This is a genomic window from Buchnera aphidicola (Formosaphis micheliae) (genome assembly GCF_039403185.1).
Lineage (GTDB): Bacteria > Pseudomonadota > Gammaproteobacteria > Enterobacterales > Enterobacteriaceae > Buchnera_C > Buchnera_C aphidicola_B.
Genome location: NZ_CP135047.1, coordinates 113,414 through 134,652, shown reverse-complemented (window position 1 = coordinate 134,652; position 21,239 = coordinate 113,414). Strand labels below are relative to the sequence as shown.

The following is a 21,239-nucleotide window of genomic DNA, read 5'->3' as shown; positions in this document are numbered from 1 at the left end:
AATGAACATTAGTATCATTGCAGCTATATCTAAAAATAAAATTATTGGTAATAATAATAATTTACCATGGAATTTACCTCCAGATCTTATATGGTTTAAAAAACATACTTTACATAAAAGTATTATAATGGGACGATTAACCTGGGAATCTATCGGTAAACCTTTACCTATGAGAGAAAATATTATAATTAGTAAAAAAAAAATATATCATTCAGGAATAATATGGGCAAAATCAATTAAAGACGGAATAAAATTAGCTAAATATAATAAAGAAATAATGATTATTGGAGGTAGTAGTATTTATGAACAAACTTTACATATGACTAATACCTTATACTTAACTAAATTACACAAAAATATACCAGGAGATAAATACTTTCCTAATTATAAAAAAATAAAATGGAATCGTATATATTATAAATATGTTTACGCTAATCATATAATTAACTTTGATTATCAATTTGAAATATTAAAAAAAATAGTCAGTCAATAATCCAATTTAATATTAATTATTAATTTCATATGGTTGAAAAAAAAACATTTTATCTTCCACACGTATCATAGTTAATTTATTACCCCAACAACAACCTGAATCTAATGCAAAAACATTACATGGTGTGTTAAAATTTAATAAAGATGACCAATGACCAAAAAATATTGAATAAAATAAATATTTTTTATCATATAACATATGAAACCATGGAATTAATGGTTCTGTAACACTAGATGGTATTTTTTTGCAAGTCATATTTAAATTACCATTTGAATCAATATAACGCATTCGTGTTAACGTATTCACTATAAAACATATTAGATCATATTCTTTCATATTTTCTTTATAATATGTTATCTCATTAAATTGTATTTTTTTTAAAAATAATAAATAATCTATACCAGATAAAGCCATTTCAGCTAATTTAGCGTAATTTATTAATGTATTAATATTCCATTTAAAATAAATACCTGCATGAGATAAAATAATCTTTTTACATTTATCTATATATAATAAAGGTTGTGTTCTTAACCACTGAATTAAATTTTCAGAAAATTTATATTTTAAAATATCTTCAAAATGATCATATTTATTTTGTTCAATTAAACCAAAATATACTGATAATAATCTTAGATCGTGATTACCTAAAACTATTCTTACATTATATCTTATAGAGTATAAAAAACGAATTACTTCTAGTGAACCAGATCCACGCCCTACTATGTCTCCAGTACATAACAATAGATCTTTTGCAGAATTAAAATGTGCTTTTTTTAATAACAATTTTAACTGTAAATAACAACCATGAATATCCCCTACAATATACGTGCTCATTGTATATATCCTTTAATTTATATTTAATAAAAAAATGATGAAACATACATTCCAATTAAAAATAATTCGAAATAAATTAAATAAAAAACGATTAATTTTATTTTAATGTTAAATAATGAACTAATTTAAAATATTGAAATATAGTTAAGTTTTCTGCTCTTAACATAGGATTAATTCTTAATTCTATAAAATTTTCCATGGTTAGAAATTTTGATAAACTATGACGCAACATTTTTCTCTTATGTTTAAAAACTTCTTTGGTAATCATTTCTAATACTTCTATTTTTTGAGGACATACTGGAAATTTTACGTTAGGTATAAACTTTACAAACATAGATTTGACTTTAGGCATAGGTTTAAAAGAAATAGGATCAACAGAAAATAATGGAAAAATATCACAATAATATTGAGCAATAATACTTAATCTACCATATTTTTTTGTCCCTGGAATAGCTGATAAACGATCAGCAACTTCTTTCTGTACCATAAAATGCATATCTTCAATAATTTCTAAAAAATTAAAAAGATACAAAATTAATGCAACAGAAATATTGTACGGTAAATTTCCAAAAATACGTATATTTTTATTACCATTATTATATATATCTAAATAATTAAAATGTACTGCATTACTTTGAAAAATATTTAACTTTTTTCTAAACCAACTATTTTCCAAAAAAAATACCAAATTTTTATCTAATTCAATTACATTTAATAATTCTACATATTTACAAATCGGTTTTGTTAACGCTGCATAACCAGGTCCAATTTCCACTATATTATCTTTCCATTTTGGATTAATATAGTCTATAATTTTATTTATTATATTCATTTCTATAAGAAAATTTTGTCCTAAATATTTTTTAGGCATAAAATCATAAGATTTTGTATTCCAAATCATTTAAAATTACTCATCAAAATAAAAAATATCTTACTATAATATTGAATAAAATATATATTATATTGATAAATTATAATTCATTTATATTTAATGAGTTATATATAATATATTCTTTATAATATAATTAATAATTTTATAAAATAAAAAAAAATTATTTGTTATACAAAATATACATAAAACTTACCATAAATTATTAAAATCATAAAAATATATAAAATTTTATTATTATTTATATAAAAATTATAATGTAAAACCAAATATAAAAAATATAGAAAAGATCTATTTAATATTTTAAATAAAAAAAATAATGTTAAATAACATAAAAATTAATTTTTTAATTTAAAATTTTTTAAAAAAATATTTTATATATTTAATATATAATACATTATTATATTTTAAATATTTTTTATCTATTTTTTATAAAATTGCATATATACGACACATATTTTATAAATTAATAAATATGTGTCGTATTAGTACAGATTATACTTAAAAAATAAATTTACCTAGTATAAGATATACTGTTGAATGAAATTAAAAGAATTAACTCTAATTTATAAGAAATAATATTTATGGAATATTGGTTAACATATCTAATTAAAAAATCTTTATATTACGCACCAATTATAATTACCTCAATATCTTTTTTGGAATCTTTTACTTTAGTTGGTTTATTTTTACCAGGTATTATAATGATGACCAGTTTAGGAACTTTAATTGGCCATGGTTATTTAAATTTTTATACGTCTTGGATAGCTAGTATGATAGGTTGTTTACTTGGAGATTGGAGTTCATATTACATAGGATGGCGATTTAAACACTGGTTGCTTAATTTATATTTACTAAAAAAATATCAAATGATATTAACAAAAATAAAAAAAACTTTAATTAATCATAATATACTAACTATATTAATTGGAAGATTTATTGGACCTACAAGACCATTAATACCCATGGTATGTGGTATGTTAAAATTACCGTTAAAAAAATTTATTTTCCCTAGTATAATTGGATGTATAATATGGCCTCCAATATATTTTTTTCCTGGAATGCTATTAGATGCTATAGTGAGAATTCCTTTACATAAAATTGATAATACTATTAAATGGCATATATTTGATATCTTAATTCTCATTTGGTTAATAATATGGTTATCGTTAAAATGGTGGAAACGTAAAAAATATGACAATTTAACATCTGTTTTATTTATAAAAAAAACAAAACATTTAACTATTTCTATCTTATTAATAAGTATTATATTATTTTTTTTAATAAAATTTTACTTTTAAATAACTTATTTTAAACATATTTTATGTGCAAAAAATATTTTTGTCGCACAATACCTTTTAAAAATACTAAATACGTCTTATATACTGAACTATAACTATCGGCACAAAATACTATTAATCAATAAAAAATATTTAAGATACAAATTAATACTTGATATAAAACAAGATTATGTGCCGATATATAAATAATCACAAATTAATCAAAAAATATCAAACATATATAAAATCCATATGTAATAATTTAGGTTTAAAAGCATGTCTTTGAATTGACTGCAATCGTACTATATGTTTTTTATGTTCCAGTATTAAACAACACTTTTTTTTATAAAAATCTGGTTTCAATTGTAAATTAAACATAATATCATGATCTAATAATATACAAAGATTAGATTTTTCTTTACCATATACTACAGCAGGAAAGCTATTTTTAATACGAAAACGTCTACTAGCACTTTTACCTTTGTCTGTTCTTAATGTCCCGTAAATCATATACATGATTAGTTCTCTTTAAACAATTATAAAACATGATTTATTCATATAAATACAAAAAAATATTATATAATTAATAAATAATTAATTACTTATATATATATACATAAAAAAATAAATAAATTAATTATGTTTAAATAAGACATATATATACCTCTATAAATTTATAAATTTTAAAAAATATAATGCAATAATATTTTTTTATATAAATATTTTACATTTATCAAATATCTTATAAAGTATATATTACTGTTGCGAATTTAACCAAGCAATTTCTTCTAACCACAGATTAGAATTAGTAGTTTCTAAAATAATTGGAATATTATCAAACAAAGAATTCTTCATAATCCAACGAAAAACAGTATAACCTATATACCCCTGTCCTAAATTTTGATGACGATCAACTTTACTACATAACGGTTTTTTAGAATCATTAATATGTAATCCTTTTAAATAATGATAACCTATAATTTTGTCAAACTTATCAAATGTACAATGACATAAATATTCTGAACGTAAATCATATCCTGAAACAAATAAATGACAAGTATCAAGACATACTCCGATTCTATCTTTGTATCTAACACCACTAATAATTTTAGCTAAATGTTCAAATGAAAAACCAACACTCGTTCCTTGCCCTGCTGTGTTTTCTATAACTAACACTATTTTTTTAGTATGATCTAACGCAAAATTAATTGATTCAGATATCCGATCTAAACAATTTTCAATTGATATTTTGTTTAAATGATTTCCTGGATGAAAATTTAATAATACCAATCCTAACAAATTACATCTATTTATTTCATCAATAAATGCATATCTAGATTTTTTTAATAAATGATCAATAGGATGACCTAAATTAATTAAATAACTGGCATGTGGTAAAATAGTATTAACTTGATAATTATAAGTTTCACACATTAATTTAAAATTAACAATTGTTTGGCGACTATATAAAACAGATTTCCATCGTCTTTGATTTTGAGTAAACATAGAAAAAGCCGTAGCTTTTAATTTATATGCACGCAATACAGCTTTATCTACACCACCTGCAATACTAATATGTGCTCCAATATATTTCATAAATTATTTTTATACCTTTAAAACATACTATCTTATAAAAAAAAAATATATTATTACTATAATATAAAGTTATTTTTTTATATAAAAAATACAATACATATATCAATATATATATCTATATATAAATTAATTAAAAAATTTTAATAAAAATATATATAAATATTATTTTATAAATTAAATTGTAATATTATATATTTTATAACTCTATATAATTAATAAAAAATATAATTTCATCTATTAATAAAAACAATATACAAAATATTACTTTTAATGAATATTGTATTTAAACAATATATATATTTATGTAATGACATAATATAAAAATAATAAAAAAACATATTTTATATTTATAAAATAAACTTTTTATAATATTATTTCGTTAACGTATCAATTTATATAAACGTATTATAATATAGTTATTATAATACAAATTAAATTTATATATTATATTTTGGATATATATGTCAATTATTAAAAATAATACCTTTTATAACGTTATATGTATTTTACAAAACTATTGGTTAAAACATGGTTGTACTGTAATACAACCATATGACATACCCATAGGAGCAGGTACTTTTCATAATCAAACATTTTTTGGAAGTATTGGTGCAAAACCTTTTAGTATTGCATATGTACAATCTTCTAGAAGACCTGCTGATGGAAGATATGGAAAAAATCCAAATCGTTTACAACATTACTATCAATTTCAAGTAGCTATCAAACCAGCTCCAAATAATATACAAGACATATATTTAGATTCACTGACAGCATTACAAATTGATTCTACAATAAATGATATACGTTTTGTTGAAGATAATTGGAAAAATCCTACTTTAGGAGCATCAGGAATAGGATGGGAAATTTGGTTAAACGGTATGGAAATAACTCAATTTACTTATTTTCAAAAAGTCGGAGGAATAGAATGCAATCCTATTACTGTAGAAATAACATATGGACTAGAAAGAATTAATATGCATATACAAAATAAAAATAATGTTTATGATATATTATGGAATAATTTACCAAAAAAAATTACATATGGAGATTTATTTTTACACAATGAATTAGAACAATCTTTATATAATTTTCAATATGCTGATTTGAATATATTAAATACATTATTTGAACAATATACAAAAGAATCTATTCGGCTACTAAATCTGTCAAACAATTCACTAATACTACCGTCATACGAACATATATTATATGCAATACATATTTTTAACGTACTCGATGCCAGAAAAGCTTTGTCTATAACTGAACGTCAAAAATATATTTTATATATAAGAAAAATTACTAAAGAAATAGCACATAAATATTACCAATTAAATATTTAAAACACATTCAATATAATAAGATTATATGTTATATATAGGACTATAATAATACTATGCAAAAACAACAAACATTATTAATAGAATTAGGTACTGAAGAACTACCTGCAAAAGAATTATATAATATTCATTTATCGTTTTGTTCCAATATTCTTACACAATTAAAATTATATCATATTCCACATGGATCATATACAACTTTTGCCACTCCAAGACGTATCGCTTTAAAAATAGAACAAATGCATACTACATACACAGATAAAACCATCAAAAAAAAAGGACCTTCAATATTAAATTCATTTGATGTATCTGGAAATCCATCTTGTATAGCTTTAAAATGGGCTCAATCTTGTAAAATAAATATTAAACAAGCCATAAAAATAAAAAACAATCAAGGAGAATGGTTATATTATGAAAAAAAATCACAAACTCAAGAAACTTATAATATTTTACCTAAAATTATTTATACATCAATAAAACATATTAACTTAAAAACAAAAATGAGATGGGATAATTATAACCATAAATTTTCTCGTCCAATTAGAAATATTTGCACTTTATTTGGAGAAAAAATAATTTCTATAAATATATTTAATTTATATTCAAATAGAATACTGAGACATCATTTATCTATGCAATCTCGTAAAATAATTATTCAACATGCAGAACAATATCCAGATATATTGTTTAAACACTCAAATATTATCGCACATTTTAATACCAGAAAAGAAAAAATAAAGAAAGATATTACATATCTAGCAAAAAAACATAATGGGATATTAAAATTCTCTAATATGTTACTGGAAGAAATTACTTCTATTGTAGAATCACCTACAGCTCTGATTGGTAAATTTAATAAAAAATTTCTTCAATTACCACATGAAATATTAGTACATATAATGTCTCATCAGCAAAAATATTTATCAATGTATAATGAAACAGAACAATTAATACCATATTTTATTTTTGTTTCAAATGTCATCTCCAATTCCACTCAACATATAATTTCTGGTAATGAAAAAGTACTCCATTCTAGATTTGCAGATGCGGAATTTTTTTTTAAAAACGATTCAAAAAAAAAATTAGAAGATTATTTACCTAAATTAAAACATGTTTTATTTCATCAGAAATTAGGTTCATTATACGATAAAACTTGTAGAATTCAAACCTTAATTGAATGGATAGCTCCATATACTCAAGCTAACATAAATCATTCTATACGAGCAGCTCAATTATCTAAATGTGATTTAGTCACTAACATGGTCTGTGAATTTCCTGACATACAAGGAACAATTGGAATGTATTATGCCTTACAAAATAAAGAAATTAATGAAATTGCCATAGCAATAAAAGAACAATATCAACCTAAATTATCAAATGATTCATTACCTTCCCATCCTATTGCATGTGCTCTCTCTATCGCCGATAAAATAGATACTTTATCAGGTATATTTGGAATTCAAGAATATCCTAAAAACGATAAGGATCCATATGCTTTAAAACGTGCAGCAATAGGTATATTACGAATTCTTATAAAATATAATATTCCTATTAACTTAAAAAAATTAATAGAAATATCTGTTAATTTATACCAATCAATCAATGAAAAACAAAATACGATTAATACAACTTTAAAATTTATTATAAAAAAATGTTATTCAATATATAAAAAAACAGAATACGATAAAAATATAGTTACATCAGTTTTAATATGTAATATTACTACACCAATAGATATAGACGCTCGTATTAAAGCGATATCACACTTTAAAACGTTAACAATATATCAATCACTTATATCTATAAATAAAAGAATATCAAATATTTTAAAAAAAAATACAATTAAACTTAATCGACATATTGACAATAATCTTGTTATAAATATAGAAGAAAAAAATGTAGTAAAAATAATCCTATATTTAGAATCTACAATTCCACATTTAATTTTAAATTATAAATACAAAGAAGCTCTTATTAATATCAATCAATTAAATATTCCTATAAACATTTTTTTTAATAAAATAATAATTAACCATGACAATATACATATAAAAATTAATCGATTAACTATATTAGATAAAATAAAAAAATTATTTTTAAAAATTGCCGATTTTTCTGTTTTATTTTAAAATAATATATGAATATTGAAATATTCATTTTAAACAAAAAAGTTATTTAAAAAATAAACATCATTTATTATATATAAAAATATTATTAAATAAAATATACTAAACTTTAATCAAATTAATATATGTATCAAAAATAATATGCTAATATAAATACTTAATATTATAGATAACAGTACTATTAATTATATATATCTAAAAAAATATTTTTTCATAAAAATAAAATATTAAATCATATACTAACTATTTTATATATGATTCATCTGATAAAAATGATCAGCAAATTTATTAAAGTTATTATTTTTAATAGATATACGTAAATTGTGCATAAAATTTTGATAAAAATATAAATTATGAATAGTATTTAAACGAATTCCCAATATTTCATTACAACGATCAAGATGATGTAAATACGAACGACTAAAATTTTTACATGTATAACAATTACAGTTATCATCTAATACAGATAAGTCATTTTTATATTTTCTATTACGAATTCTTATTATACCTTGGCTAACAAAAAGATATCCATTTCTAGCATTTCTTGTTGGTAATACACAATCAAACATATCAACTCCTCTACGTACAGATTCAATTAAATCAGATGGTTTACCAATTCCCATTAAATATCTAGGTTTATCCACAGGTATTTGATCGCAAATATGTTCTAATAATGAATACATCAGTTCTTTTGTTTCACCTACAGCAAATCCTCCTACGGCATATCCATCAAATCCAATGTTTAACAATTTATTAATAGACATATCTCGTAAATCTTTAAATATAGAACCTTGTATAATACCAAACAAAGCATTACTATTTTTCTTCATATCAAAATAACGACGAGATTTAATTGCCCAATTTATAGATGTTTCCATAGCATTTTTAGCTTTTTCCCAAATAACAGGATAAGACACACACTCATCTAAACACATAGATATGTCAGAACCAAGATCATATTGTACATCAATGGATTGTTCAGGAGTAAAAAACACTTTACTACCATCATTAGGATGTATAAAATATACTCCGTTACAATCAATTTTTCTTATTTTAGACAAACTATAAATTTGAAAACCTCCAGAGTCAGTTAAAATAGGACCATTCCATTGCATAAAATTATGTAAATTACCATGTAATTTTATGATTTTCTGACCAGGTCTCATAGATAAATGTAACGCATTACCTAAAATTATTTTAGTTCTTGTTAATTTTAAATCTTCTGAAGTCATTCCTTTCACTGCACCATATGTTCCAACTGGCATAAAAACAGGCGTTTCTACAATACCTCTATTAAACTTTAATAAACCTAATCTAGCTTTACCATCTTGTTTTATTTTAACAAAATCCATTTAATCTCCTTTGTTTTATTAAAGAAATAACATATCGTATATAATTAATATAAAATATCAATATAATAAATATTTAATTTTATCATCTATTATTTATTTTATTATTGTAATAGTAAATATGTAACAAATTTTTTATAAATAAATTAATTATGTTACTAAATTATAAAATAATACTAATGTTTAAAAAAATAGCAATTAATGTATTACATTATTAAATGTAAAATAATTTAATATTAATATGATCAACATCATATGATAAAAAAATAATAAAACACACATTATATTATGAATTTAAATGACATATGTAACATATAATAAAAATTATAAAATTAATAAAATATATGTTTTATAAAATATCTATAAATCAAATCATGTAAAATACTATATATATTATTTATATCTTAACATTATTTTTTTAATTATATAATTAACAATCTAATTAAAATTATGTATTTTAAATCTATTTTTCAATTTTTTTCCAGGCTTAAATACTACTATTCTCCTTGCTTTAATTAATATTTTTTCACCTGTTTTAGGATTTCTACCAGGACGTTCTTCTTTATATCTTAAGTCAAAATTACCAAATCCTGATAATTTAACTTTTTCACCATCTTCTAAAGCAAAACAAACTTCTTTAAAAAACAACTCTATAATATTTTTAACATCTTTTTTTTTTATTTTTAAACTTTCAAACAAACACTCCAATAATTTAGCTTTAGTAAATACCATATATTTAATTCCTTAATACTGCTTGAAATTTTTTCTGTAATTTTAATATACATTTTTTTACAATGACGTTAATTTCACTATCAATTAATGTTTTATGCATGTCTTCAAATATTAAACGTACACCAACGCTTTTTTTATTTTTCATTATTGCACGATTATCACAGTATAAATCAAATATATATACATCTACTATTTTTATAATATCAATATCTTTACATGTTTTGATAATATCGTTTATAGGAACATTTTTTGATACTATAATAGAAATATCACGTTTACTATTTGGAAAACGTGAAAATTTTTTTATTGTTATAGAATCACAAGAAAGAAAATTCTCCCAAAATATTTCAAACATAACTACATTATATGTATATTTAAAATATTGACTTAAATAAGAATTTAATACACCAAAATATCCTATTAATTTCCCATTGCAATAAATATTAGCACTTTTTTGAACATGTAAACATGTTATAGATTCAGATCGAAAATCTATATTTTTTAATATTCCATTTATTTCAAAAATAGATTCAATAACACCTTTCATATCAAAAAAATCAATTCTTTTATCTGTTTTATCCCAAAATCTGTTACCATAAATATATCCATAAGCTATGCCTGACAAATAAAAATTTTGACTAACCCCTAAAATACAATTTTTATCTTCTAAAAAACATAATCCACTTTCAAACAAACAAATATGATCTCTCTGACGATCTTGATTATAAGATAATATATTAAGTAGACCTGGTAATAAAGATGTTCTCATAGACGACATTTCTTTAGATATTGGGTTAGATAAAAAAAATTGTTTTCGATTAGGAAATAACATACTTTGCATATTTGGATCTATAAAACTATATGTGATAATTTCATAAAATCCTTTATTAACTAATAAATTTTTAGTTTTTTTTAAAAGTTCATATTTATCATTAATATTACTGATAAACATTTTTCCTACATAAGAAATAGAAGATATATTATTATAACCATAAATACGAACTAATTCTCCTATTACATCTTCTTCTATTTTAATATCAAAACGCCATGACGGTGATTCTACCTGCCAATAATCACTACTACACCATATTACTCGAAATCCAAGTTTCAACAAATTTTCTTTAACTAAATCATCTTCCATAAAAAAACCAAGTACTTTATTTAATCTATCTCTTGATAATTTAATTTTTCTTGATACACAAAAATTAGAATAATCTGTCTCTGATACTAATGGACCAGATTGACCTCCTACAATATCCATTAATAAATTAGTCACATATTCTATAGCATATTCTTGAAGGTTAAAATCAACACCATATTCATAACAATTAGTATAAAAATTTTTTCCTGTATACTTACCTATAACTTTTTCATCAAGAGAAATATTTAAAAAAGCCGATCCTACTAATATATTTTTAGTATTTGTAGTTACTTCTGATATCACAGTATTTATATTACCTTCTACTGATAAAATAGAATGATTATTAGAAATAACAAATACATTTTTGTCTAATATTATTTCTTCTTTATTTATTAATGTAGTTCTTTCATTTAGACTTGATTTTCTTAAAATTATATTATCTACTGTAATATCTGCATTAAATACATGTAATGGCAAACCTAATTCAATAGAAACATATTCTACAATATCAACTATTGCATTAATACTCTTTATGTTAGAACGTCTTAATTTTTCTACTATCCAAATCGGAGTAATAATACTATTAGAAATATTCTTTATCAATCTACAAAAATAACGCGGACATATATTAGGTGCTTTTAAAATTACATTCACAGTATCATTTATTATTGATTTTACTGGTTTTATATACAATACAGGTAATTTAATATTATTACGAATATATAATTCTCTAGCTATTCCTAAAATACCTAAACAATCGAATCTATTGGGAGTAACAGATAATTTAATAATGTTATCATTTAGTAAAAAATATTTATGTAAATCTACACCTACTGGAGCATTATCAGGTAATACAATTATTTTTTCTCCATACTCAAACATTCCTAAATCAAAAAAAGAACAAATTATCCCTTCTGAAATGTAACCTTCTATATTAATCGGCTTAATCACAATTTTATCAGGTAATATAGAACCTATAGGAGCAATAACTACTTTCATTCCAATCTTGACATTACAAATTTTAGATATAATATGAATATTATTATTACATCCAATATTAATAAAAAAAATTTTCCACATATTGTCATTAGGATGAATCTCACAAGATATAACTTTACCTATTATAACATCATTAAATACTCCTGATATACATTTTACGCTTTCGACTTCTAAACCAGATTCAGTAAGTTGTTCACATAATGTAATAGTATTAATCTCTAAATTAACCCATTCTTTTAACCATCTTTCACTAAATTCCATAAACAATTACCATTATTGAATTATTTAAATTGTCTTAAAAATCGCAAATCATTTTCAAAAAAAATACGTAAATCTGATATTCCATAACGCAACATAGCTAACCTTTCTACACCTATACCAAAAGCGCAACCTATATATTTTTTAGAATCAATATTTACATTACTTAAAACATTAGGATGTACCATACCACATCCTAATACTTCTAACCATGTACTTTGATTATAAATGATATCAATTTCTGCTGATGGTATTGTAAAAGGGAAATATGACGGACGAAATCTTATTTCTATTTTTTTTTTAAAAAAGAAATACAAAAATTCTTTCATAATCCATTTCAAATTAGAAAAACTAATAACATGATCAAGTATCAAACCTTCTACTTGATGAAACATTGGAGTATGTGTTGAATCATAATCATTACGATACACCTTTCCAGGAACTATGACTCTAATAGGAGGTCGTTCATTTTTCATTATCCTAATTTGCATACTAGAAGTTTGTGTTCTTAGTAAACGCTCCGTATCAAACCAAAAAGTATCATGTTCAGAACGAGATGGATGATTTTTAGAAATATTTAATGCACTAAAATTATGATAATCATCTTCTATCTCAGGACCCATTACTATATTAAATCCTAAAGTAAAAAAAAACGATTCTATAATATTAATAGTCGTCGTTATAGGATGAATAGCACCATTTTCAATACGACGACCTAATAAAGAAATATCTACATCATACTCTTTTTTATCATTACTTGATAAAACATGTATTAACTTTTTTTTATGTAAATTAATTAGTAATTTTATATCTTTTTTTAATTGATTTAATTTAACACTAATTTTTAACTTATCTTTTAATGATAATTTATGCAAATTTAATAAACATTTAGATAAAACACTTTTTTTTCCTAAATATTTTATTTTTACTAAATTTAATTCTTCGATAGTATTAGTTTCACTAATATCAATTTTAGCTAAATTTAAAAATTTTACTGGATCTAACATAATTTTTATAAACTCTGTTCATGAAACCATTGAACTTAATTAAATATTAAATTTAAATTACTTATTAAAATAAATAAATAATTACATGTAAAAATAATTAATGTATATAATTATTATATATTATTTTATAATAAAAAAGGGAGATTGGTTACTCCCTCCTAATAAAAACGCTGCTACTGTAATACAAATTTTGTTTTTTCAATTAATTTATTAAACGTATATTCATCAAAAATTGCAATGTCAGATAAAATTTTACGATCAATCTCTACATTTAATTTTTTTAAACCATGCATAAATTGGCTGTACGAAATGTTCCCTGATCTTACTGCTGCATTAATACGAGTAATCCATAATCGACGAAATAAACGTTTGCGCTGTCTTCTATCACGATAAGAATATTGAGCTGATTTAATAACAGCCTGATTAGCTACACGGTATACTCGAGATCGAGCACCATAATATCCTTTCGCTTGCTTTAAAACTTTTTTATGTCTAGCTCTAGCGATAACACCACGTTTGATACGAGCCACTATTTCTCCTTACCTTAATTTTCGATTGTAATAAAATATTATAAATATGGTAAAAAAGTAATTACTCTCCTAATATCTCCTTGCAATACCATTGTTTTAGAACGTAAATTACGTTTCCTATTAGTAGTTTTTTTAGTTAATAAATGACGTAAATTAGCTTGTTTATGTTTAAACATACCAGAAGCAGTCTTTTTAAATCTTTTAGCGGCACTACGCAACGTTTTTATTTTAGGCACAATTACATATCCCATTAAAAAAAATTAAAACACAGTAGATATCCATAAATATTATCTCTTATCTATAATTAAAAAATTATTTCTTTTTAGGAGATAAAACCATAATCATTTGACGACCTTCTACTTTATTAGGAAAAAATTCTACTATAGACAATTCATTTAAATCACATTTAATACGCTTCAACATATCAACTCCTATTTGTTGATGAGCCATTTCACGTCCACGAAACCGTAATGTAATTTTTACTTTAGCTCCTTCTTCTAAAAAACAAATTAATTTTTTTAGCTTAACTTGATAATCTCCAATATCTGTTCCTGGTCTAAATTTTACTTCTTTTATTTGAATAATTTTTTGTTTTCTTTTTTGTTCTTTATACGATTTACCTTTTTCATATAAAAATTTACCATAATCCATTATACGACATACAGGAGGTTCTGCATTTGGGCTAATCTCTACTAAATCTACTCCTAATTCTTCTGCTATATTTAGAGCTTTACGTAAACTTACAACACCCATTTGCTCGCCATCAATACCTGATAAGCGAACTTTTACAGCTCGAATTTCATTATTAATACGATTAGGACGTATTAATTGTGTTTTTTTGCCAACTTTAATACCTTATTCCTCCAATAAATTAAAACTTCGATTGTAAATTTCTTTCTTTAATCTTTCAATAAAAACATTAATACTAACATTTTTAATTTCTAATCCTGTTCTAAATTTAATACTCACTGTATTATTTTTCTCTTCTTGATCTCCACAAATTAATATATACGGAATATAATGTAAAATATGATAACGAATTTTACAATTCATTCTATCATTACTTAAATCTGATTTAACGCGAATACCTGCAGTGAATAAACTAGTTACTACTTTATTAATATAATTTATATTTCTAAAACTAACACCAATAACCATTACTTGTATAGGAGCTAACCATACTGGTAATACACCTTTATATTCTTCTATTAAGATACCAATAAAACGTTCAATCGAACCTAATATAGCTCGATGAATCATCACTGGAATTTGACGATTATTGTTTTTATCTATATAAAAAGAATTTAAATGTAATGGTAAATAAAAATCTAATTGAATAGTACCACACTGCCAAATACGTTCTAAAGAATCATGCAGAGAAAATTCAATCTTAGGACCATAAAAAGCACCTTCTCCAGACTGATATTCAAATAATATATTATTTTCCTGTAATACTGAAACTAAACAATTTTCTGCATGATCCCATGTTTTATCTTCTCCAATACGTTTTTCTGGACGAGTAGATAATTTTACTGAAATTAATTTAAAATTAAATATTTGATATAAATCATATATCATTATAATACAATTTTTTATTTCTTCTTTTACTTGATCCATGGTACAAAATATATGAGCATCATCTTGCGTAAAACCTCTAACTCTCATTAAACCATGCAAAGCTCCAGATGATTCATTACGATAACAACTGCCAAATTCTGCTAGTCTAATAGGTAAATCCCGATAAGATCTTAATGTATAATTAAAAATTTGAACATGACCTGGACAATTCATTGGTTTTACACAATAATTTTTATTTTCTGACAAAGTAGTAAATATTGATGATTGATAATTATTTAAATGTCCACTTCGAGCCCATATAGATTGATCCATAATTACAGGTGTTTTAACTTCTTGATAATTATATTTTATTAAATTAAATCTAACAAAGTTTTCTAATTCTCTAAACAATATTAAACCATTGTTGTGCCAAAAAATCATACCAGGAGCTTCATCTTGTATATGATATAAATCTAATTTTTTCGATATAACTCTATGATCTATTTCTTGTAATCGTTTTATGTTGTCAATATACATATTTAACTGTGTACGATTAGACCAAGCAGTTCCATAAATTCTTTGTAGCATTTTGTTATTTTTATTATTCAGCCAATAAGCTCCTGATATATTTTGTAATTTAAAAAAACTACAAAATTTTATATTAGGTACTTGCATACCAAAACAAAAATCAAAATAGTCTTCATGGTAGTAAATATCAATTATTTTTTTATATTGAAAATACTGATTTAAAATATTAATTTTATAAAAATTTCCTTGAGATATAAATAAATTACACACCTGTTCGAATGACATACATTTTTTAACAATAGGAAATTTTTTTTTAACTAACCTCAACATATTATGTTCTATAATACTTATATCATTTTTAGTTAATTTAATTTCTAAATCTATGTCACAATAAAAACCATTTTTTAAAATTCCATTATTAGCAACTTTAACATCAGGAAATGCATTTTTTATAGCATATGATAATAATTGTGCGCAAGAATAACGAATCCACTCCAAAGCAATATCATTTTCAACATATATAAAAATAATACGAGAATCATTTTTTATAACAGTATCAACAGTTACTAAACTGTTATCGACCCATGCCGCAACACATGATTGAGATAAACTAAAATTAATATCTTTAGCTATATCGATCACTGAAATAAAATAGTTATATGTTCTTTTACTACCATCTAATAGCGTAACAATAGGCATTAACAATCCTTAAATTATTTGATGAACTGCATTTTATAAAAAATTACGTTAATTAGAGATATATCTAGAAAATATATATACTGTGATTATCAGCAATATAACACTAAAATAATACAATCAATTATTTTAATAAAAATATTAATAATATAAAAATAATAGTTTTGACTAAACTATTGACAACATTTAATCCATAACATCAAGGTATCAGTATATCTAAACTGATACCTCATCATATCAATATAACTTATACTCTAAAATCGACTATCTACAGCTTTTGCTAAACGATTAATTAAACTGACACTATCTGACCAACCTAAACACGGATCTGTAATTGATTTTCCATAAATTAATGGTTCATCTTTCACAACCTTTTGAGACCCTTCTTCTAAAAAGCTTTCAATCATCACACCAACTATAGCTGTAGATCCATTATAAATTTGTTTAGATATTGATTCACCAACATCGCATTGTCGACGATGTTGTTTTAAACAATTTCCATGACTAAAATCTACCATTAAGTATTCAGGTAAATTAAAATCTTGTAAATATTTAACAGCTAAAGCAATATTTTCTTCATAATAATTAGGAGATTTTCCTCCACGCATAATAATATGAGATAATGGATTACCACTAGTATGATTAATAGTCATTTGACCATGTTTATTAGGAGCTAAAAATAAATGTTTTACTTTAGCCGCTCTTATTGCATCGATGGCAATACGAATATTACCATCAGTTCCATTTTTAAAACCAACTGGACAAGACAAAGCTGAAGCCATCTCACGATGAATTTGACTTTCAGTTGTCCTAGCACCTATAGCTCCCCAACTAATCAAATCAGCTATAAACTGCCCTATTACAATATCTAAAAATTCAGTAGCAGCAGGCATACCTAATTCATTTATATCTAATAAAAGTTTTCTTGATAAAGCTAAACCATGATTCACATGAAAACTACTATTTAAATATGGATCAGAAATTAACCCCTTCCAACCAACTACTGTTCGTGGTTTTTCAAAATAAGTTCTCATAACAATTTCCAGTCGAGAACTATATTTTTTTCTTAATACATTTAATCTTGAAGCATACTCTACTGCTGCTACTGGATCGTGAACAGAACATGGCCCTATTATAACTAATAAACGTTTATCTTTTCCCGTAATAATTTTAGCAATACTATTCCGAGTCCTAATAACATTATCCATAATTTTTGGAGTTATCGTATATTTTTTAGCTAAATCAACAGGCGTTACTAATGGATCAATTCTTATTGTACGTAATTCATCTGTTTTTTTCATTGGTGTCTCTATCAAAAAAAATAACCTTCTTAAATCTATCTATAATATAACTACAATAATATTCTATATACATTAATTAATAGCTAAAATAAAAAATTTAATTTTTTTAATAAAAGTAGATCATATTTTTCTAATAAATATATTTATTATATTTTCTAAAAACTGTATATCACATAATTAATATATTAATTAATTTTTTTAAAAACTCACTATTAATATTAATAAAACTTAAAAATATCTTTCTATGACATAAATCACCAATTTAAATAATTAAATATATAATGAATTATAAGTAATATTTTTCTTTAAAAATAAATAGTAAAATTATCAGAAACTATTAAATCTAAATTTATTAAAATTGCAAATGAAAAATATATTTGCAAAAGAAAACTTCAATAAAACATGTATATACGTAAATGTATTAAAACAATTAAAACAATTACAATTCTAATCTTTCACAAAATAATATATTATGTGATAACTATAATATATTTATTTAATGTTATTACTACTTACAATACATGTATATTAAAATATAATAAAATATTATATGCATCTACTATTTAGTATATTCTAATTATTTTTCTTTAGACAATCTTTTGATTACTATATTAGACATAGGTGATACTGGAGAAGGAATTTCTTCCATCCAAGATAGAATTAAACGATATGATATCACTAAAACAACTGGACCAAAAAATAAACCAATCATTCCAAAAGTTAAAAATCCCCCAATTACTCCAGATAAAATTAATAAAGTAGGTAAATCTGCCCCTATTCTAATTAAAATAGGACGTAAAATATGATCTAATATACATAAAATACTACTCCAAACTAATAAAGCAGTACCACAAGTCTTATTACCATGCCAATACAACCACACTATTGCAGGAATTAAAACTGGTAAAGGGCCTAATTGTAATAAACAAAATAAAATAATTAAAATCATTAATAAAGCAGAATATGGAACACCTGAAATTTCTAATCCTATTCCACCTAATAATCCTTGTACTAATGCCGTTACTACAACTCCTAATGCAACAGCTCTAATAGCTTGACCAGCAAGCAAGACCAATGTATCACCTGTTTTACCAGCTAACCTAAATGCAAAATGACGAATGATGTTACCTACTTTTTCTCCATTCCAATATAATATTATACTAAAAATTAACATAAACATTAAATCTACAGAAAAACGACTAAAATGACCTACTTGAACAATAAAAAATTTAGTTGTCATACCCATATAAGGTTGTAATTGAGAAATTAAAGCTGATCCACCTTCACTTAATAATTTATGATAACCTACAAATAACTTCATACCAATTACAGGTATAGCTTGTAACCAATTTAAATTTGGAAATTGTACATTACTAGATGTTAACCAATTAATTAAAGGTACACTATTTTCAATTAAACTATTCACTAAAAATGCAACAGGAATAATAAATAATAATAATAGAAGTACTGTCATAATAATCACAGCAATAGAACGTTTACCACATAATAAAAATTGCAATCTAATCATAAATGGCCAAGTAGCAATAACAACCATACTAGCCCAAGAAAATCCTAAAATAAACGGACGAATAATCCAAAAACTTGTTAATGTCATGATAATAATAAAAATTAATGAAAATGTAGCTTGTGGTAAATCTATATCTTTTCTATTAGTATACATATAAAATTATACCTCAGTCACTCTTCAAGGATTTTAATTCTTATAAAACTATTACTCTATTATAAAAAATTATACTAGAGTAATTAAATTAAAATCTATATTTCTTATATTTTTTTATATTTAATTGACTAAAAATATGTTTTTTATTCAAAATGAGTATATTATAAAATATAATTTATATTAATAAATTAAATAAATTATTAAAACAATTTAACATAATTTAAAAAATAACTTTTATATTTTACTATTAAAATATTTTTTTTGAATTTTATTTAATAATATTATATTATATATTATAGTTTAGTTATATATATCATTAAAATGATATAGTTTATTAATTTAATTTAATTTAATAACTAACATAACAAAAAAAATAATTTAATTACTATATAACAATAGTAAAATTTTTATCTTTATAAAAATATACTAATTTTATTATATACTAATAAGACAAATACATCATATGACAATTCAACAACATAATACTCATATAAATAAATCAGAAACAACAAAAATCATATTTACACCTAATGCATCAAAACAATGCTTATTTTTAATATATAATTCAGGTAATAAAGGAATTAGATTAAGTATAAAAAAATCAGGCTGTGCTGGTTTTCGTTACGTAATGGAATTAACTAAAGAAAAAAAAAATGGTGAAATTGAATTATTAAATGATAATATTAAAATATTTATTAAAAAAGAAACATTTTTAAAAATTAATGGATTAAAAATAGATTTCATACAAAATGGATTAAATAAAATTTTTAAATTTTATAATACAAAAAAAACAGAATATTGTGGTTGTGGAGAAAGTTTTGTTATATAAAAAAATAATACTAAAACTATATAATACTAAAGATACAATAAATAAATTATATAATTCACATCAAATTAGATTTATA

At 22.8% G+C, this 21,239-nt stretch carries 19 protein-coding genes; 5 read left to right on the top strand and 14 right to left on the bottom strand.

What is annotated here, in order from left to right:
* Position 1: 1 nt before the first annotated feature.
* Complete coding sequence (gene folA, locus RJX12_RS00595) at positions 2–493, top strand: type 3 dihydrofolate reductase (protein ID WP_343192276.1); 492 nt, start codon at positions 2–4, stop codon at positions 491–493.
* A 12-nt stretch (positions 494–505) separates the two neighbouring features.
* Here folA and RJX12_RS00590 read toward each other — a convergent pair whose 3' ends face one another.
* Both RJX12_RS00590 and rsmA read right to left on the bottom strand, forming a co-directional pair.
* Positions 506–1,327 (bottom strand): symmetrical bis(5'-nucleosyl)-tetraphosphatase, encoded by an 822-nt coding sequence (locus RJX12_RS00590; protein ID WP_343192275.1) that lies wholly within the window; start codon positions 1,325–1,327, stop codon positions 506–508.
* Between the two features lie 97 nt (positions 1,328–1,424).
* Positions 1,425–2,228 carry a 16S rRNA (adenine(1518)-N(6)/adenine(1519)-N(6))-dimethyltransferase RsmA gene (gene rsmA, locus RJX12_RS00585; protein ID WP_343192274.1) on the bottom strand — a complete coding sequence of 268 codons (804 nt, stop codon included), beginning with the start codon at positions 2,226–2,228 and terminating at the stop codon, positions 1,425–1,427.
* 572 nt (positions 2,229–2,800) lie between these two features.
* On the opposite strand from rsmA, the gene RJX12_RS00580 reads away from it, so the two are divergent.
* On the top strand, positions 2,801–3,517 hold the full coding sequence (locus RJX12_RS00580) for a DedA family protein (RefSeq protein WP_343192273.1): 717 nt from the start codon (positions 2,801–2,803) through the stop codon (positions 3,515–3,517).
* A gap of 210 nt (positions 3,518–3,727) precedes the next feature.
* Here the strand turns inward: RJX12_RS00580 and rplY are convergent, their stop codons facing one another.
* Entirely contained in the window at positions 3,728–4,006 is a 279-nt protein-coding gene (gene rplY, locus RJX12_RS00575; protein WP_343192272.1) for a 50S ribosomal protein L25, read from the bottom strand.
* A gap of 246 nt (positions 4,007–4,252) precedes the next feature.
* On the bottom strand, positions 4,253–5,092 hold the full coding sequence (gene nfo, locus RJX12_RS00570) for a deoxyribonuclease IV (protein WP_343192271.1): 840 nt from the start codon (positions 5,090–5,092) through the stop codon (positions 4,253–4,255).
* A gap of 461 nt (positions 5,093–5,553) precedes the next feature.
* On the opposite strand from nfo, the gene glyQ reads away from it, so the two are divergent.
* Both glyQ and glyS read left to right on the top strand, forming a co-directional pair.
* On the top strand, positions 5,554–6,432 hold the full coding sequence (glyQ, locus tag RJX12_RS00565) for a glycine--tRNA ligase subunit alpha (RefSeq protein WP_428994272.1): 879 nt from the start codon (positions 5,554–5,556) through the stop codon (positions 6,430–6,432).
* Positions 6,433–6,485: 53 nt separating this feature from the next.
* A complete protein-coding gene (gene glyS, locus RJX12_RS00560) occupies positions 6,486–8,558 on the top strand; it encodes a glycine--tRNA ligase subunit beta (protein ID WP_343192270.1) in 2,073 nt (690 codons plus the stop codon).
* Positions 8,559–8,803: 245 nt separating this feature from the next.
* On the opposite strand, the gene tgt is transcribed toward glyS, so the two are convergent.
* The 10 genes from tgt to ydiK form a co-directional block, all read right to left on the bottom strand.
* The gene (gene tgt, locus RJX12_RS00555) at positions 8,804–9,907 is read right to left on the bottom strand and encodes a tRNA guanosine(34) transglycosylase Tgt (RefSeq protein ID WP_343192269.1); all 1,104 of its coding nucleotides are present in this window, start codon (positions 9,905–9,907) and stop codon (positions 8,804–8,806) included.
* A gap of 435 nt (positions 9,908–10,342) precedes the next feature.
* The gene (locus RJX12_RS00550; RefSeq protein WP_343192268.1) at positions 10,343–10,636 is read right to left on the bottom strand and encodes an integration host factor subunit alpha; all 294 of its coding nucleotides are present in this window, start codon (positions 10,634–10,636) and stop codon (positions 10,343–10,345) included.
* Between the two features lie 4 nt (positions 10,637–10,640).
* Positions 10,641–13,037, bottom strand: coding sequence for a phenylalanine--tRNA ligase subunit beta (pheT, locus tag RJX12_RS00545; protein WP_343192267.1), 2,397 nt, complete (start codon positions 13,035–13,037; stop codon positions 10,641–10,643).
* A gap of 20 nt (positions 13,038–13,057) precedes the next feature.
* The gene (pheS, locus tag RJX12_RS00540) at positions 13,058–14,041 is read right to left on the bottom strand and encodes a phenylalanine--tRNA ligase subunit alpha (RefSeq protein ID WP_343192266.1); all 984 of its coding nucleotides are present in this window, start codon (positions 14,039–14,041) and stop codon (positions 13,058–13,060) included.
* A 173-nt stretch (positions 14,042–14,214) separates the two neighbouring features.
* Entirely contained in the window at positions 14,215–14,571 is a 357-nt protein-coding gene (gene rplT, locus RJX12_RS00535; RefSeq protein ID WP_343192265.1) for a 50S ribosomal protein L20, read from the bottom strand.
* Between the two features lie 38 nt (positions 14,572–14,609).
* Complete coding sequence (rpmI, locus tag RJX12_RS00530) at positions 14,610–14,807, bottom strand: 50S ribosomal protein L35 (protein ID WP_343192264.1); 198 nt, start codon at positions 14,805–14,807, stop codon at positions 14,610–14,612.
* Between the two features lie 76 nt (positions 14,808–14,883).
* Positions 14,884–15,423 (bottom strand): translation initiation factor IF-3, encoded by a 540-nt coding sequence (infC, locus tag RJX12_RS00525; RefSeq protein ID WP_343192381.1) that lies wholly within the window; start codon positions 15,421–15,423, stop codon positions 14,884–14,886.
* A gap of 3 nt (positions 15,424–15,426) precedes the next feature.
* Positions 15,427–17,355 carry a threonine--tRNA ligase gene (thrS, locus tag RJX12_RS00520; protein WP_343192263.1) on the bottom strand — a complete coding sequence of 643 codons (1,929 nt, stop codon included), beginning with the start codon at positions 17,353–17,355 and terminating at the stop codon, positions 15,427–15,429.
* Positions 17,356–17,606: 251 nt separating this feature from the next.
* On the bottom strand, positions 17,607–18,653 hold the full coding sequence (locus RJX12_RS00515; protein ID WP_343192262.1) for a 3-deoxy-7-phosphoheptulonate synthase: 1,047 nt from the start codon (positions 18,651–18,653) through the stop codon (positions 17,607–17,609).
* Between the two features lie 577 nt (positions 18,654–19,230).
* A complete protein-coding gene (gene ydiK, locus RJX12_RS00510) occupies positions 19,231–20,334 on the bottom strand; it encodes an AI-2E family transporter YdiK (RefSeq protein WP_343192261.1) in 1,104 nt (367 codons plus the stop codon).
* A 463-nt stretch (positions 20,335–20,797) separates the two neighbouring features.
* Here ydiK and RJX12_RS00505 point away from each other — a divergent pair, with 463 nt between their 5' ends.
* A complete protein-coding gene (locus tag RJX12_RS00505) occupies positions 20,798–21,163 on the top strand; it encodes a HesB/IscA family protein (RefSeq protein WP_343192260.1) in 366 nt (121 codons plus the stop codon).
* Positions 21,164–21,239: the final 76 nt, after the last annotated feature.

Bases quoted from the DNA above. Each gene is read 5' to 3' on its own strand.
- glyS (WP_343192270.1), top strand. From the start codon at position 6,486: ATGCAAAAACAACAAACATTATTAATAGAATTAGGTACTGAAGAACTA.
- RJX12_RS00505 (WP_343192260.1), top strand. From the start codon at position 20,798: ATGACAATTCAACAACATAATACTCATATAAATAAATCAGAAACAACA.
- pheS (WP_343192266.1), bottom strand. From the start codon at position 14,041: ATGTTAGATCCAGTAAAATTTTTAAATTTAGCTAAAATTGATATTAGT.
- nfo (WP_343192271.1), bottom strand. From the start codon at position 5,092: ATGAAATATATTGGAGCACATATTAGTATTGCAGGTGGTGTAGATAAA.
- rplY (WP_343192272.1), bottom strand. From the start codon at position 4,006: ATGATTTACGGGACATTAAGAACAGACAAAGGTAAAAGTGCTAGTAGA.
- thrS (WP_343192263.1), bottom strand. From the start codon at position 17,355: ATGCCTATTGTTACGCTATTAGATGGTAGTAAAAGAACATATAACTAT.
- folA (WP_343192276.1), top strand. From the start codon at position 2: ATGAACATTAGTATCATTGCAGCTATATCTAAAAATAAAATTATTGGT.
- glyQ (WP_428994272.1), top strand. From the start codon at position 5,554: ATGTCAATTATTAAAAATAATACCTTTTATAACGTTATATGTATTTTA.
- tgt (WP_343192269.1), bottom strand. From the start codon at position 9,907: ATGGATTTTGTTAAAATAAAACAAGATGGTAAAGCTAGATTAGGTTTA.
- RJX12_RS00590 (WP_343192275.1), bottom strand. From the start codon at position 1,327: ATGAGCACGTATATTGTAGGGGATATTCATGGTTGTTATTTACAGTTA.
- RJX12_RS00515 (WP_343192262.1), bottom strand. From the start codon at position 18,653: ATGAAAAAAACAGATGAATTACGTACAATAAGAATTGATCCATTAGTA.
- rsmA (WP_343192274.1), bottom strand. From the start codon at position 2,228: ATGATTTGGAATACAAAATCTTATGATTTTATGCCTAAAAAATATTTA.
- pheT (WP_343192267.1), bottom strand. From the start codon at position 13,037: ATGGAATTTAGTGAAAGATGGTTAAAAGAATGGGTTAATTTAGAGATT.
- ydiK (WP_343192261.1), bottom strand. From the start codon at position 20,334: ATGTATACTAATAGAAAAGATATAGATTTACCACAAGCTACATTTTCA.
- RJX12_RS00580 (WP_343192273.1), top strand. From the start codon at position 2,801: ATGGAATATTGGTTAACATATCTAATTAAAAAATCTTTATATTACGCA.
- RJX12_RS00550 (WP_343192268.1), bottom strand. From the start codon at position 10,636: ATGGTATTTACTAAAGCTAAATTATTGGAGTGTTTGTTTGAAAGTTTA.